Here is a 16,924-nt window from a genome sequence, read left to right on the forward strand (position 1 = left end):
GAATATAAATAAATGAGAATTGATAAATTAAATGTTAACCTTTAAGAGTTGCAAAATGAAAACTAAAATTTTTACTTTTTTGATGGTGGCCATGGGATTGCTGGCCTCGACAAGTGTGTTTGCTCAGAATAAAACAACAGTGAACTTGGGTGATAGTGAAGAATATACTATTACCGTGTCTGCTACTCTTGGAAATTGGACGGGTACTGCTGGAACAGATTATTCTTTTGATTGGACTATTGATGATGCTACTGCAATTGTAGGAGGTCAAGCTACCCTTGATGCATTTAATGGAATTTCTGCAGATGTAACTTGGATTAAGTCAGGTTTTTTTAATTTTACCGTTGTGGGTACTGATGCAAACGGTTGTTTAACAGAGCCTTTAGTTATCCCCGTGACTGTTTCTGCAATGGAGGCATGCGTTGACGCTGACAATGCGGTAAATAAACAAATGTGTTCTTTACTCGAGCTTGAAACAACAGGCGAAGCAGACGGAGATGAAATTATTTCCTTCCCTGTTTCAGTTTCAAACAGTTCCACCGGAAAATTATACACAATTGACTACACTCTAAGCAATGGTGCAACAACATATACTGGACGGGAAACAGGGTATACTCCAGGAGACCAGATCGAAGTCGATATAAATTCTACTCAAGAACTTATTACTTTATTTACCGCAACTTCTGATGACAGTGGAAGTCCAAAAGAAGTAACAGTAGCAATTAAAGCAGTCACGCAAGAGGGAACAAGCTTAAATGTTTCTATGTGTGCGACTCCGTCTTATACGATTGAAGTATTTGAAAAGCCAAGCGTCTCGTTTATAGTAGGTTAGAATAGGGCGCATTTTCATTGAAAGGCCGGTTCGGCCGGCCTTTCTTTTCTCTTTTCTAATGCCGAGGCGTATCAGGCGAATTGTGTCTGATGTTATTGCGATTCATGAATAGTAACACACGGAATATCATCTTACTCTTGCTGAGTGCAACTTTCTCTCTTTGGGGGAATACTGCTTTCAGTCAGGCTACCGAATCGGTGGTGGTGAATTCGGTGCGTTCTTTTACAGCAACCGGCGGCGTGGGTTGGGCTTACAATTGGAGTTTGACTGATCCGGACAACAATACCACAAGCTTGGGGTCAACCGAAAATCTCACACTTAGTCAAACCGAAGAGATTACTTTTGCCATCTTAGGCTTATATCGCTTATCGGTGCAGGCTGTTGACAACAATGGATGCTTGAGTGAAGTTTATTCAAGAACTATCGAAGTCATTCCAGGCAAGCACTTAGGCTTGGCCGTTTCGAATGTCAGTACCACCCAATGTTACCAGGAAGGCGCGAACGATTTTACCGTTGCCCTTCAGTTTTTAGATGATCAGGGTAGCTTTTGGACGGCTGATCGTTTTCCGGTAAGGGTCTCCTTTTCGGTCAACGATGTGCCACAACCAACGCAAACAGTTAGCTACTTGAATCAACAACTGCATATTCCGGAAACGGCGTTTGAGGCTGATCCAGCGCAGAACACCTTGGTCGCTGTTCGGTTAATTGAAGCAGCTGATCAGCAAGGGGTAATCATTCAAGCCCGCGAGGGACAAGATATTCAAACCACAACGATACTCGCTTTACCTCAGATTTCGTTCAACACCAAGCTTGAAAACGTTGACTTTGGCACTATTTCCGAGTATTCGGTACAAGGTCCATCAACATACATCTATCACTGGACACTTTTAAAACCGGACGGCACATTGCTTAATTTAAGTTCTGAAACCCGTACCACTGAGTCCATCGACTGGAATCAGGAAGGCGCGCATGAGTTGCGTGTTCAGGCCACGAACCAAGCGGGATGTTCTTCTCAGGTTTATTCCAAAACCATTGTCGTGCTTCCACAGGCAGACTTGCCGGTGGCTGTTATTGAGCAGGAAAGTCTGCAGACTGGAAGTTGCGGATCCGTCCGCCTCGATGCCAGTAAGAGTACCGGCGTAGGTGAGCTGACGTATTCCTGGACGCCAGCAAGTTATTTAGATGATCCCCAAAGCCCAACACCGCTTTTCTCTCCGGGTGTGTCTACCCGCTATACGCTTACCGTTACTGATAGCCGCGGAAAGACAGCTACCGACGCGGTTTTTGTTGAGGTGATGCCATCGCCCCAACTCGTGGTCGATCGGCAGGTGTTTGTTACTAACCGGAACGATGTGATTATGCTGGATGCCTCGTCAAGTACAGGTACGGAATTGTCGTTTAACTGGTGGTCGGCAGGAGATGGACTGCTGGTGAGTGGCGCGCAAACCGCTATTCCACAAGTGTCGGGATTAGGAAAATATTATCTGCAGGTAACCGATCGGTTTGGCTGTACGGCTTTGGATTCGGTTGTGGTAGGCCTGCTTGTTCAGGTAACTGCGGTTGACGATAATGCCGAAGTGCTGGTCAATACCTACGCCGATATCAACGTGCTGCGGAATGATGCTCCCAAGGGGCAGCTCGATCCGCAATCGATCACGATTGTTGCGCCGCCTGAGCATGGCTTTGCCAACATTACCTCCGATTCCATTATTACATATACGCCTGATCAGTATTACGTGGGCTCGGATGAGTTTATTTATGCGGTGTGCGACTACGCCAACCAGTGCGATGAAGCCAATGTTCTGGTTCGGATCAGCGATGAAGCGCTGTTTGTTCCCAACGCGTTTTCGCCCAATGGCGATGGACTGAATGATTATTTCGAGATTCTGGGGATTGGAGGATACGAACGGGTAAGCCTGAAGATTTTTAACCGCTGGGGAAACCTTATTTATGAATCGAAAAACTATGGTTTGGGAGGCGATGGTTTTTGGGATGGCAAAGCCAGTAAAGGAATTCGTCTCAGCGACGGACATGTTCCAACCGGAACTTACTATTACATCCTCAATTTAGGGCGAGGAAAAGAAAAAGTCAGCGGTTTTGTTTACCTGGATCGCTAGCAGATGGCTGCATCTTTGATGCTTGATCGTTGAATTGAATGACAGAAAGCCTGGTTGCGGCTTCCATTGCTTTCTTGTAGATAGTTCCACTAGCCCTTTTGCTATGCTCTTTTGCAGGTTTGCTAACTGCTTGTTTTTACTGATTGTTTCGAATAGTATGTTTATCCTTGAGAAGAAGTGTGTTTTATGGCGATGCCAATGAGGGAAACGATTAAATGAAGCGGTTTTTTATACTGATAATAGGAATAGTTGTTCTTGTTCTTTTCCCGATGAAAAGGATTTGGGCGCAGCAAGATCCCATGTATACGCAGTACATGAACAACATTCTTTCGGTTAATCCGGCTTATGCCGGTTCGGGTGATGTCCTTAGTTTGATGGTGATGTCGCGCAACCAATGGGTGGCATTGGACGGAGCTCCGGCAACCCAATCTTTCGTCATGCATTCGCCTATTACCAAGCACCATATGGGGCTGGGCTTTTCGTTGCTGAAAGACCAGCTGGGGCCAGTTAATCAAACGGGTGCCTATGCTGATTATTCGTATAGTATCGATTTTGCTCATGGTCGTTATTTGTCCTTTGGACTAAAGGCAGGCGTTAACTTTTTTGAAGCAAATTTATCTGATCTGGAAACGGTTGATCCCAATGATCCGGTCTTTGCTAATGATATTTCGCGTAACTTTTTGCCCAACGTAGGGGTTGGATTGTATTACCATTCGGAACGGGGCATAGTTGGGTTTTCTATTCCTAAACTCATTCAGAATCAGATTAATAAACAGGACTTCTCTTCGGAATACGTCAGCAAGGAAAATATTCACTTGTTCTTTATGGCTGGATACGTTTTTGATGTCAACAGAATTATTAAATTCAAGCCGTATTTTTTGACCAAGTATAGTACAAATGCTCCTATTGCAATCGATCTTACAGCCCAGTTTCTTTTTTACGAACGCTTGTGGCTTGGTGCAATGTACCGGCTAGGCGATGCGCTGGGGGGAATGATGCAAGTGCAGATTACCAAACAGCTGAAAGTCGGTTATGCTTACGACATTACTGCAACAAAACTAGGGACCTACAATAATGGGACTCATGAAGTTTTAGTGAGCTATGATTTTAATTTCGGGCGGGACAAGGTCATATCACCGCGTTATTTTTAATTTGAAATGACTTATTGATGAGGCGGGTACTTCCTAAGATTTTTCTAACATTTTTCTTCGCGTTACTCCTTTTTTCACTGGCAGAAGCTCAGAAAGTGACGATTCGGCTGGCCGACAAAAGTTACGATGATTTTGCCTTTGTTGAAGCCATTGGTTTGTATGAGTTCGCTTATGAAAAGAACCCCGATAATGCATACGTTATTCGTCGGTTAGCCGATGCCAACCGGCAGATTGCAAATACCGAAGAAGTTGCAAAATGGCTGAAACTGTTGATTGATAAAGGAGATGAATCGCCCGAAGATGTGTTTAATTATTCGCAGGCGCTGAAAAGCAATGGCAACTACCTGGAAGCCGAAAAGTGGCTGGCCAAATATGCAGCCTTGCGACCCGATGATGAACGTGTTGATATTCAAAGCTCGTTGCTTGACTATATCCAGCTTTTACATCGCGATTCAACCCGCTACACAATCCGTCGGATTTCGCTGAATACCGATGGCTCTGAGCTAGGCGTTGCCTTTTATCGCGACCAGCTTGTTTTTTCATCCACCAAGTTGGTGAGCGGAGTTCCCGGCCCAAAATATAAATGGAATGAATTGCCCTATCTCAACTTGTTTATTGGCGACCGGGGGCCGAATGGGGATATTCTTAATGTTGAAAAATTTGCACCGAAGCTTAGCACCAGCTATCATGACGGGCCGGTTGCTTTCGACCCGCATAGAGAACGGGTTTACATTACCCGCAACAATGTGGGTAAAGGCGGGGGAGTAGCTACTAGAGGTAAAGAAGGCGAGGTCAATCTGAAGATTTTGTTTGGAGGAAAAGAAGATAATGAGTGGGAATACCGGGGCGAATTTGCGTTTAACAGCGATGACTATTCGACCGGACATCCGGCGATTGATACTACAGGTAAGGTCATGTATTTTGTTTCGGATATGCCCGGAGGTTACGGCGGAACTGATATTTATTGTTCCGAGTTTCAGAAAGGTTTTTGGAGTACGCCCGTTAATCTTGGGCCGAAGGTGAACACAAGCGGGAATGAACTTTCCCCTTTTATTAGCTACGATGGACTACTCTATTTTTCATCGAACGGGCATGGTGGCTTAGGTGGTTTAGATATTTATGTTGCCGTACCTGAGAATGGCGATTTCTATCGGGTTGAAAATATGGGGTATCCGCTGAATAGTCCGAAAGACGACTTTGGCTTTGTGCTGGATGAAACCGGGACTGCCGGTTATTTTTCTTCGAACCGAAAAGGAGGACGCGGCAACGATGATATATACTATGTCCGCATTCCTTACATCCCGGTCTTTATTCGTGGGGTAGCCAAGGATATGGATACCGGAGAACCGTTGGCCGAAGCTAAAATCAGTCTGGTCAATCTGTTTGCCGATACGCTTTTTACACAACTAACCGGAGCTGATGGAAATTTTGAGTTTGAAGTGCCCAAAGGGCGCAGCTACATCGTTCATGGACAAAAGGAATTTTATTTTAAGAATAAAACGGAGATCGGAACCCTAAAACTTCGCTCGGAGGAGGAATTGGTTGTCAAGCTGTTCCTCGAGCGGGAAGTGATTGATGATGGATCGCCCGAGCCGCTCTACATGACCACCGAAAATGGAGAGCCCTTGCAGGTTCTTAGCGAGGAAGATGTTCAGTTTTATGTAGGCGACTGGGAGATTAATTCGGATATTGCTCAAACCATGGATGAGTTGATTCAATACCTGATTGAGTTTCCGGATATGGAAATTCGTATCGAATCGCACACCGATTCGCGAGGGGATGATTTGGAAAACCTGCTGTTGTCGAAGCGGCGGGCAAAAGCTATTTTCGATTACATCGTGTGGAAGGGAATTGATCCGCTGCGTGTGGGCTACGAAGGCTATGGTGAAACCCGTTTGCTGAATAAATGCGACGATGGCGTGGATTGCCCCGAGGCTGATCATGCGGCCAATAATCGGAACATTGTGAAAGTGGTTAAGAAAGGCGAATACCGAGGAATACGAACCAAGCGTTCGATCTTCTATTTCTAGAAAATTAAAGCTTCAATACCGAAGTGAATACCAGAAAGTATTCACTTTAATTTCTGCTATTCATTTTATGTGATTCTCTGGATTCTCAAACTGACAAAATAAAACGGGTGATGAGCAGTTATCCAATACTTTCGCTAAACGGCCGACTTAGGATAGGCACGGTTTTCCAGGACAACCGATATCGTGATGTGATTTAGTTGAATAAGCGAGTTCATTTATGGACAAACATGATGTGCAAAAAATAAAAAATTAACAGAACGAGACTATTTCGCGGAATCTCCTATTTCTTTGAAATTGTAAGCAGATCATGCTGTGGTGGATCTTATTTGTCTTGCTCTTTATCGGCCGTTTTGCATTTCCGTAAAAGTGTTTAACTTGACGTCCGCTAAAACAGTTTCAATAATTAAGTGCAAACGCATTCGTATCGTGGAAGAAAAGAAATATACCGACCAAACTAAGGAAGAGCTGGTTGCGCTTTCGCAGGCGAAAGACCTGCTCGTGGCAACGTTGAGGAAGGAAATAAAGGAGGTGGAGCGGCTGAAGTTTGGCTGGGCAGGTAACCTGGGACAGTGGTCTTGGGACGTGCCGGCGAATAAGGTTAGTTTCAATGCGCTGAAGGCAACTAATTTGGGTTACGATCGGACTGATGTTCCTCAAGGTTGCGAATACCAGTTTTTTACCGATAAGTTGCATCCGGATGACTACGAGCCTGTGATGCAAAATATGCGTGATCACCTTTCCGGAAAATCAGAAGCGTATGAAGTGGAATATCGCATACAAACCAAGGGTGGCGATTGGAAATGGTATTACGATCGGGGCGCCATTATCCAGCGAGGACCAGCAGGAGAACCTTTATTTTTAGCTGGGATTGTTTTCGATATCTCCGAGCGAAAAGCCATCGAAGAAAAACATCGGGCGTTGATCCGGTCGCTCTCAGACCAACTGAATTTTCAGGAGAACTTCTTTTCTGTTATTCTGCACGATTTGCGAACTCCCTTGTCGAATATCATCGGTTTCTCAGACTTATTGGCCGAAACCATTCAAGCCAATAATGACTCGGAAAAGGAGATTGAGTTTGTCAGCACGATTCAGCAAGCAGCCGATCAGGCCTATGCGATAACTGCGGGTTTGATGGAATGGGCGAAGGCAAAAAGTTTCAACACCGAAAATAATCAACCGGTAGTGTTGCGCGAGTTGGCTTTTGAGCTTTCCCATGAGTTTAAACAACTGCTGGACAGTAAGAAAATAAGCGTAATAAACGAAGTTCCAGAAGATAGCCGGGTTTTCAGTAATAAGCCCATCTTGAAAATTGCTTTGCGGAATGTTTTCTCTAACGCGGTGAAATATTCGTACCCCGGAGGAGTGATCCGTCTGATTTATCAGGATAGAACCTTATCAGTTATTGATCACGGGGTGGGAATGGCAGAAGAAAAGTTGGCCTCTCTTTTTTCCTCTGTTTCGGGATCAACTGCTGGAACCAATCAAGAGCTGGGCAATGGAATTGGTTTGATTCTGGTTGGGGAGCTTCTCAAAAAGACGAACATCCGGATTGCGATGAAAAGCATCGTCGGCGAAGGAACAACGGTTGATCTGGCATTTGCCGATAAGGAAGAATAAAGAAGAAACCTTGATTTTGGGGCCTGCCTCCAAGGGCTAGTCGGCTTGCCTTTCTTTCTTTCTTTCTTTCTTTCTTTCTTTCTTTCACAATGTGTGACGATCGATGAGTTCTTGTTTTATTATTCCTGCTTTGGGATCTTGCATTTTTGGTATTCCGAAGCGGAGACCCCAAATTGTTGTTTGAAACATTTTGCAAAATAGGAAGGATTGGTAAAGCCAACTTCATACAAGATCTCTGAGATTGTGTAATCCGTGCTTTTTAGCAGTTGTGCAGCTCTTTTTAGGCGAATCATACGAATGAATTTGGTCGTACTCATTCCGGTGAGATTCTTAATTTTGCGGTATAAGCTATCTTGACTCAGTCCAAGAGTTAACCCTAGGTCTTCTGCGCTGTATTCGTGATTGGAAATATTTTGTTCGATTAAGTCGATTGTTTTTCGCAGGAATTGTTCATCCAGAGAAGTTGGAGAAATATTGGAAGGTTCCAAATTCAGTGTTTTTATTTTTTGCTGGAGCCTTTCCCGTTGTGCGATCAGGTTGTTTATCCTTGTCTTTACCAACTCGATACTAAAAGGCTTTCCAATATAATCATCAGCTCCTTTCTCGTAACCTTCTATTATTGACTCAGTAGCCGTTTTTGCAGTTAGTAATATTATCGGAATATGAGATGTTTTAAGGTCAGACTTGATCTGTTTGCAAAATTCAATTCCATTGATGCCGGGCATCATTATGTCGCAAACAATGAGTGATATGTCATTTTTGAGCAGGTGAGTTAACCCTTCACGGGCATTATCGAAATCGATAATATTGAAATATTTGATCAGGTTTTCTTTAAGGTAAAAGCGCATATCATCGTTGTCGTCAATAATAAGGATCGTGTGTTTCTTCGATATCGTGACATCTGCTTTTTCTTCCACGATTGACTCTTTAAGGGGCGAACTATCCTGCAATTTCTCATAACTAATATCAGCTGGGTTGTAGTGTGCTTTGCCTTTCTGAAATTCAATTGTAAAGGTGCTGCCTTTTCCCGGTTGACTTTCCACTCTCAAGCAACCTTTGTGAAGTTCAACCATTGTTTTTACAAGAGATAGTCCTATTCCTGAACCACCTGAGACGTTAGAGTAAGATGATTGATAAAATCGGTCAAAAATCAGGGGAAGGTCTTTGGAGGCAATTCCGATTCCATTGTCGGTTACGGAGATACTGATCACCGCCTGATTTTCTTCAATTGATACCTGTATGCTGCCTGCAGGATGCGTAAATCGGATTGCATTTGAGATGAGGTTGAATAGAATTTTTTGAAGTAAATTTCCATCAGCCCAAAGCCTTGTGTTTTGAGTCTTCGTGAGGAACTGCAAAGCGATGTTTTTTCGGTTGGCTTGCCCTTCAAACTGGCCCAGTATCTGTAAGATAAACTCATTTAGGTTAATCTCTATCACCTTTAACGTGATCTTTTCTTTCTCCATTTTTCTAAAATCAAGCACTTCGTTGACCATATTCAGAAGCAGATTGGCATTCTTTTGCATGAGGGTCAACTGACGATGACGGGGTGTTTTTGCTTGTTCATTTTGCAACATACTTTCAAGTGGACCTAGAATCAAGGTTAAGGGTGTTCTGATTTCATGAGATATATTTGTAAAGAAAGATAGCTTCAATTCATTGAGTTTGTCTTTTTGTTCTTGCTTTATTTTTTCAATATGTAAGGCTTGTTTTATATCGATTCGTGCTCTTATTATTTTATAGATAATGAAACCAATCAGTAATACGATCAGGGAGTAACCAGTATAGGCCAGATTCGTTCTCCACCAGGGAGGAAGAATCTTTATTTTTAGATGGCGAATCTCAGGATTCCAGGTATTGTCTTTATTGGCTGTTTTAACTTTTAAGGTGTAATCACCAGGAGAGAGGTTGGTGTAGCTTACTGATGTTGCGGCACCTGTTCTTTGATTCCAGGATTTCTCAAAATTCGCCAGCTGATAGTACAGTTGATTTTTATTTTGTGATGAATAGGATAAGGCCGTAATGTCAATCGTAAATACGTTGCATGAATAAGGGAGCGTAAGTTGCTTTGTGTAATTGATGGCCTTAGAAAGAGGAATTACCCCTTTCATTTTATCACCTGGTTTTATCGCTGTGTTGAAAATTTTTAATTCAGAAAGAATGATTTCGGGGTAGAATGGATCTTTTTTAAGTTGAGAAGGGTAAAATGAAAAGACCCCTTTATTGGACCCAGTTATCATTTCATTTGTTTTTGCATCAAAGAGTAGGGTGTAAAAACAAGTTTCTGTAAGAAACTCCTGCTTTTCGCCACTTTCAAGATGGTAGCTGATTAACCCGTGGTATGTGGCAATCCAGATGTTTCCTTTATTATCTTCAGTAAAGGCAGTGGCAATATTATTTTGGGGCAGGGGAACGAGCTTGAATGAATCTAATTGCGTATCGTAGCATTTAATGACCCCATTTTCCTGTCCAATCCATAGGGTCTGTTTTGAATCCAGGTAAAGACTTCTTATTGGTGTTTGATCTTCGTGTGTGAGTTTTATGGATTGAATGGGTTTCATTTCAACGATATTTCCCATATCGTCTGTTTTTGCTTTGAATAATCCTTTCGTAAGACTTCCAATCCATAAAACGTTGTTCTTATCAGGTATAATGGCTCTAATTTCTGCACTTTTTAATCCGGTATCAAGGGAATTTTGTTTGAAAAAATGATTTTGTTTGATGGTGTTTTCATTATCCTTTAAGTTAATACTGAATAGTCCATGATTTACCGTGCCAATCCATAAGACACCATGTGCGTCTTCTGCTATCTGATAAATTCGATCCTCCTTTAATAAGGATGAATCAAGCTGTTGTGCAAATCGGGAATTCATTTTCGGATAGGAGAGAGCTTTTAATCCGTTGCCCCACGTTCCAACCCAAAGAATCTTTCGGTTCTTATCGAGGTACAGATTTGAAATGGAGTTTATGGTCTTCGTTTTGAGTACCTCGCTAAAATACGGCTGATCTTTTTCAAATGCACAAATACCACTACCATGTGTTCCAATCCAGTATTCTCCAGCTTCTTTTTCGGCAATGGCCCATATCATATTCTCCGACAGGTTGTTTGCTTTCCCTTTGTTTCGAATATTAATAAATTGCTGATTGTGTAGGTTTAAGATATTAACACCTCCATTCCAGGTTCCGATCCATAAATTATTGTGCCGATCGGTATACAGGGAAAGTATTTTGTTAACATTTAGGGTGTTCGAGTTCGTTGGAATGTTTTGGTAATGGCTTATTACGGGTATGTTGTTCCTGAAAGTAAGTGCGTAGAGTCCATCTTCCTGGGTGCCGATCCATACGGTTCCGGATTTATCTCTACAAATGGCCCTGATGATATTGTTCGAGAGTGTGGGGTTAGATGGTTTACGGATATAAATACGACTCTTCTTAGTCTTGGTATGAAAGATGTTTAACCCGTCCTGGGTGCCGATGAACAGCGAATCGTCAAATCGTTTAACGGTCCAAATTCCTTGAGAGGAGAGTGGTATTGCTGACTTTGATAGTATCGAAAATTGAGTATCTGTTTTAGTCATTTCAAGCAGCCCGTTGAATCTTGTTCCAAGCCATATTTTATGCTGTGAAGAACAAATTGAATTGATTTCGTAGTCTTCGCTTTCAGGATACTTTTTGCATGGAACGCTTGTCTGATTTTTTAATTCTAAAATATCTTTTATTTCAATTGAAAAGAGCCCCCTGTTAAGCGTTCCAATCCAAAGCTTTCCTTGCTGATCGTCATGTAAGGAGATTATCGGTAGGTTTAGGGAATCAGATTTTAATAGAAGGGGCAATGGATTAATACGTTCAGTCTCTTTGTCAAAAAGGAAAAGTCCGTTGTCTAACGTGCCGAATAGAATTTTTGCAGAAGATAAAGGAACTATTGCTTTGACTTTACTTCCGAAGCCTGAAGCGTTTGTTAAGTCATACGTATGAATCGAATTACCATCGTATAGGTTAATTTTATTCGTTCCAAAATAGAGTAATCCTTCGCTATCCTGTGCAATGCAGTCAATATTGTCAAGCGATAATCCTTCGTTGGTTGTTATTTTCTTGAATTTATATTCAGAAAAGCATGTGATTGTAATGGTAATGAAAAGAAGAAGAAGAGCAACTTGCTTCATAGTTTAGGCTACTTAGTTATTCGTGGTTGGTCATCACAAATTTATTCAATAAAGTTAATATTTCAGCTGGTTTCCGATATAGGTAAAGAGATTTCCGGTTCTGTTATAGTGGTTGCGGATACGGAATAATAATTGCCAGATATGTGATACCTGCTTGAGCATGACTAGCCTAACTTTCACTGATAATATTTAAACTAAAACTTATGAAAAAAATGATGAAACGGGCAATGCTTGTCGTGCTACTTCTTGGTAGTGGGCTAAGTATATTATATGCCCAGCAAGTGACGATTAATGGCACGGTTACCGATAGCGACAAGAATCCGCTTCCCGGAGTCAATGTGGTGGAGAAAAGTACCATGAATGGTGTTATCACTGATGTGGATGGGAACTATTCTCTGGCAGTGAGTTCAGGGGAAGCTACGCTTGTTTTCTCTTTTATCGGGATGACAGCTGAAGAGGTAAAAGTAGGTGATAAGACTACTATTAATGTTGTGATGGAGTCTGATGTGATTGGTTTGGAGGAGGTCGTGGCAATTGGATATGGTTCTAGCAAGAAGCAGGCAGTTACTGGGGCAGTATCTAAAGCTAACTTGGAAGCTTACCGTGAGGTTCCGGTTAATAATGTTTTGGAAACTGTAAAAGGAATTGTTCCAGGGCTTAATGTAGGAGGAACTAACAGTGCTGGACAAGTCGCAGGACTTAGCGTTCGGGGACAGAACTCAACGGGGGGGAATAGTCCATTAATAGTTCTTGACGGTGCTATTTATGGAGGTTCGATAGGTGATATTTCTTCCGATGATATTGAAAGCCTTACTGTATTGAAAGATGCAAGCGCAGCTGCTGTTTACGGATCTCGTTCTGCCAACGGTGTTATTTTAATTTCGACTAAAAGCGGACGTGGAATTAATGGTAAACCTAAGTTTGACGTGAAGCTGAGTTATGGTATCAGTAATGAGCTTGAACGTCTAAAAGTATATAATGCTGACGGGTATATTCAGAGATTATTGGATATTCGGGCAGCTAACGATTTAGAAACTGATCCCAATAACATTCCTCTTTATTTACAGGAAGAAGAGCAGAAGAACTATGAAGCCACACCCGATCACAGGCCAACCCTGAAAGATCCTTACGAAATGTTCAGACAAAATGCATACAATGTAAGGGCCAATGTGAGTGTTTCAAACAGTACCGAGAATAGTTCCTATTATATCTCAGCTACGATGACCGATCAAAAAGGGGTCGTTTTAAATGACAGTTATAAGAATTTCACGGGAAGAGTTAATTTAAGCAGCGATTTAACTGATTGGTTCAACCTGGGAGTTAAAAGTTCATACAGTGTGCGCGATTTTTCAGGTGATTCTCCAAGTATGTATCGGGCTACCCACTTTAGTCCGTGGGCATCGGTTTACAACGATGATGGATCATATAAACAATTCCCTCAAACTACGACTTCGTTTAATAGTCCTTTTTGGGAAATTGCAACAGTAGATCACGATTTGCAGAACAATTTAAATGGAATAGTAACCGGTAAAATTAGTGTGCCAGGTGTTAAGGGGTTGACTTATACCGCTAATTATTCAAATTCATTGCGTTGGAGTGAGAGAAACTATTTTTATGACGAGAACACAATCGACGGAAAAGGGAAAAATGGTATAGGAAGTCGTTCTTACAGCCGGTCTATTAGCACAATGTTGGATAATATTGTGAAATATAACCGCACTATTGCAGAGAAGCACAATTTTGATGTAACCCTGCTTTATTCCAGAGAAAAATATGCCAATGAAACGCTGAGTGCATATGCCGAAAATTTTGATAACACGATTCTATTGGATTATAAACTGGAAGATGGTAAAACTCAAACGGCATCAACTGGAGGTGGTGAAAGTTTTGGAATTGGGCAAATGGCAAGAGCAACCTATACTTTCGATAGCAAGTATTCGTTTACAGGTACGGTTCGGAGGGATGGTTATTCTGCTTTTAGTAAAAACAAAAAGTGGGGTGTTTTCTATTCTTCCGGGTTTAACTGGAATATCTCAAAGGAAAGCTTTATTGAAAATATTGATGCAATTAACGACCTGGCCCTTCGTGTATCTTATGGTTCTAATGGTAATCAATCCATTGGTCGTTACCAGACGCTGGCTAAAGTCGGTACCAGTAAATATATTTTTGCAGGAGATCCTTCATATACCGTGACTCAGGCAATATCTTCTTTTGCATTAGATAATTTAGGCTGGGAAACAACTACAGGATTAAACATGGGGCTTGACTTTGGAGTGCTAAATCATCGCATAAGTGGTTCTATTGATGCTTATCATACTAAAACAACCGATTTGTTATTCCCTCTGTCCTTACCTAAAGCCTCAGGAAAAAGCAGCATCATCTCAAACCTTGGGGAGATTCAAAATAAAGGTATAGAAATTAATCTGCACACATTGAATGTTGAAAAACAGGAATTTAAATGGACCTCGGATTTTGCTTTTTCGCTTAATCGAAATAAAGTGGTTACCATTTATGGCGAAGATAATGATGAAGACGGGGTGGAAGACGATCTGATTAGCTCGGGGTACTTTATTGGAAAATCATTGGGCACCATTTATACTTATAAAGTTGTCGGTATGTACCAACAGGAAGATGTTGATAATGGGACAATCATGGAGGGTATGAGACCCGGTGATTATATATTGGAAGATTTGCCGGATGAAAATGGAGAGCTTGATGGAAAGATCACTTCCACAAACGATCGCCAGTTTCTTGGAACGAGCAAAGAGAATTTCCGGTGGAGTTGGACAAACTCATTTAAATATAAAAACATCACCTTAATGGCCTATCTTTATTCAATATGGGGAGGAAACGGATATTTTCTATCAGGAGGTAATACTCCTTATTTTGATGGATATACTAATAATGAAAGCTTGAACCGCCCGGTATATGACTACTGGACTCCGGAAAATACAGGGGCGCTTTTCCCTAGACCTGACTATAAAGATAATGCGGCATTCAAAGGTACAAAATACTTCGACCGAAGCTTCATTAAACTGCAAAAGGTGGCACTAAGCTATAACCTGACAGATGTTGTAAAACCCTTTGGAATTCAGGGAATGCAAGCAACTGTAAGTGCAGATAATCTGTTTACATATGCTCCACATTGGGAAGGGCTGGACCCGGAAACCGGACAAGGTTTGACAGATAATGCCACACCATCAATCCGCACTTATTTATTCTCATTATCATTTAATTTCTAAACAGTCAAAAAAATGAAAAATATTAAATATTGTATTCTCGTGTTGTGCTTAACAATGGCGGGAGTATCATGCGATCATGAAAAGGTATTAACAGAAGTACCAAAGGATTTTCTAAGCCCAGAGAATTCATTTACGACCAAAGCTGGTTTCGAGTCAGCACTTGCCCATATTTATCTTAGCGTAAGAGATAATTTTTATGCAAACACAGATAGCAGAGAAAATTATGATATGCTGGGGATGGATGTAGATATCGTATCAGCCAATAATCCATCGCCGACTTCGTTTAATGAAATGTTTAAATGGGGAACATTTAATGCCGATAACGGATATGCAAGCAAATGGTGGAGTCGATGCTACGACTATATATTTAAAGCCAATGTTATTATTGCCAGGGCAGAAAGTGATGTTGTTGAATGGATCTCGGAAGATGAGAAGAATGCCATTGTGGGGGAAGCTAAGTTTCTTCGGGCATTTGCCTATCGCTTTTTGGCGAATATGTATGGAGGAGTCCCTCTTGTTTTAGAAGAAACTTCCGGCCCAAAATTTGATTATGAACGAGCTACACAAGAAGCCATTTACAAGCAATGCAAAGATGACTTGACTTTTGCGACGCAATGGATGCCAACAGCTGATCAGCTGAAAGGCGGACGTGCTCCGCGTGCAGCAGCTTATCACCTTTTATCTGAAATATTGATTCAGATGGGCGATTATCAGGGAGCAATTGATGCAGCTTCTGCTGTTATAAACGATCCAGCCTATTCGTTAATGACTGAACGCTTTGGGAAATATAAAGATTTCCAATTTAACGGATATGATTATCAGGGAGAAAGTGAATCCTGGGGTGATGTTTATTGGGATTTATTCAGAGATGGAAACTTTAACCGAAGTGAAGGAAACAACGAATGCATCTGGAATGTACAATTTGATGTTGAAATTCTTGGTGGCGGGAACGTTGGCCAATGGGGTGGTAATTTTGTGCTTGAAAGATGGTGGGGACCTGTGTTCTGGAATTTGAAGGATAAAAATGGGAAAAGTAACTACCTAAAAGATGTTCTCGGTGGAAGGCCGGTTGGCTGGGGGACAGCAACCGATTATCTTGCCCAGCAGGTTTGGGACTTTAAAGGAGACTTTGACAAGGATATCAGAAACTCGAAATACAATATTCAGAGAACATATTATTGGACTAACCCGGAAAGTGAATTTTATGGTCAGCCAATTACTCCTGATAACTTGGGAACACCGGCAGACTTTAATAAAAGCCGTGTAAGTCCCCATTTTAAGAAAAATGTAACAGCTGTTCATTACGGACAGTTCCAAGATGCAACCAGTAAAGAATGGCACGACAACGGGCGTATCTATAAGGACTGGTATATTATGCGATTAGCAGAAACTTATTTATTAAGGGCAGAAGCATATCACTTAAAAGGCGAAAATCAAAAAGCGGCTGACGATATTAATGTTGTGAGAAATCGGGCACAGGCAACTCCTGTAAACTCAGGAGATGTAAATATCGACCTTATTCTTGACGAGCGGGCTCGTGAGTTGCATGTTGAAGAGTATCGTCTAAATACATTATTGAGAATGGGAAAACTTACTGAATACCTTATGAAATATAACGAAGCGGTAATCTACAACGGGTACTCATTAGGTGATCACTTAAATAAATTTCCGATTCCTAATTCGGAGATTGAAGCCAATAAGGAGAATCCATTGGAACAGAATTCAGGATATTAATAGGTCATCGTACTAAAATTGAAAAAAAAATGTCCTGC

At 41.6% G+C, this 16,924-nt stretch carries 8 protein-coding genes; 7 read left to right on the forward strand and 1 reads right to left on the reverse strand.

The annotated features are described in order from the left end of the window. Positions 1-55: 55 nt before the first annotated feature. The 5 genes from ACUNWA_RS01985 to ACUNWA_RS02005 all read left to right on the forward strand — a co-directional run bounded on the left by ACUNWA_RS01985 (position 56) and on the right by ACUNWA_RS02005 (position 7,747). Positions 56-832: a hypothetical protein gene (locus tag ACUNWA_RS01985; RefSeq protein WP_445590202.1), complete on the forward strand. Its 777-nt coding sequence runs from the start codon at positions 56-58 to the stop codon at positions 830-832. A gap of 104 nt (positions 833-936) precedes the next feature. Beyond that, entirely contained in the window at positions 937-2,949 is a 2,013-nt protein-coding gene (locus ACUNWA_RS01990) for a T9SS type B sorting domain-containing protein (protein ID WP_445590203.1), read from the forward strand. A gap of 215 nt (positions 2,950-3,164) precedes the next feature. Next, a complete protein-coding gene (locus ACUNWA_RS01995) occupies positions 3,165-4,100 on the forward strand; it encodes a PorP/SprF family type IX secretion system membrane protein (protein ID WP_445590204.1) in 936 nt (311 codons plus the stop codon). Positions 4,101-4,117: 17 nt separating this feature from the next. Beyond that, positions 4,118-6,130 (forward strand): OmpA family protein, encoded by a 2,013-nt coding sequence (locus ACUNWA_RS02000; protein ID WP_445590205.1) that lies wholly within the window; start codon positions 4,118-4,120, stop codon positions 6,128-6,130. 426 nt (positions 6,131-6,556) lie between these two features. After that, complete coding sequence (locus ACUNWA_RS02005) at positions 6,557-7,747, forward strand: PAS domain-containing protein (protein ID WP_445590206.1); 1,191 nt, start codon at positions 6,557-6,559, stop codon at positions 7,745-7,747. Between the two features lie 119 nt (positions 7,748-7,866). Here the strand turns inward: ACUNWA_RS02005 and ACUNWA_RS02010 are convergent, their stop codons facing one another. Further along, positions 7,867-11,910: a two-component regulator propeller domain-containing protein gene (locus ACUNWA_RS02010; RefSeq protein WP_445590207.1), complete on the reverse strand. Its 4,044-nt coding sequence runs from the start codon at positions 11,908-11,910 to the stop codon at positions 7,867-7,869. A gap of 203 nt (positions 11,911-12,113) precedes the next feature. On the opposite strand from ACUNWA_RS02010, the gene ACUNWA_RS02015 reads away from it, so the two are divergent. Beyond that, the gene (locus ACUNWA_RS02015) at positions 12,114-15,152 is read left to right on the forward strand and encodes a SusC/RagA family TonB-linked outer membrane protein (RefSeq protein ID WP_445590208.1); all 3,039 of its coding nucleotides are present in this window, start codon (positions 12,114-12,116) and stop codon (positions 15,150-15,152) included. 12 nt (positions 15,153-15,164) lie between these two features. Continuing rightward, positions 15,165-16,886: a RagB/SusD family nutrient uptake outer membrane protein gene (locus ACUNWA_RS02020; RefSeq protein ID WP_445590209.1), complete on the forward strand. Its 1,722-nt coding sequence runs from the start codon at positions 15,165-15,167 to the stop codon at positions 16,884-16,886. Positions 16,887-16,924: the final 38 nt, after the last annotated feature.

The organism is Sunxiuqinia sp. sy24 (assembly GCF_052677165.1).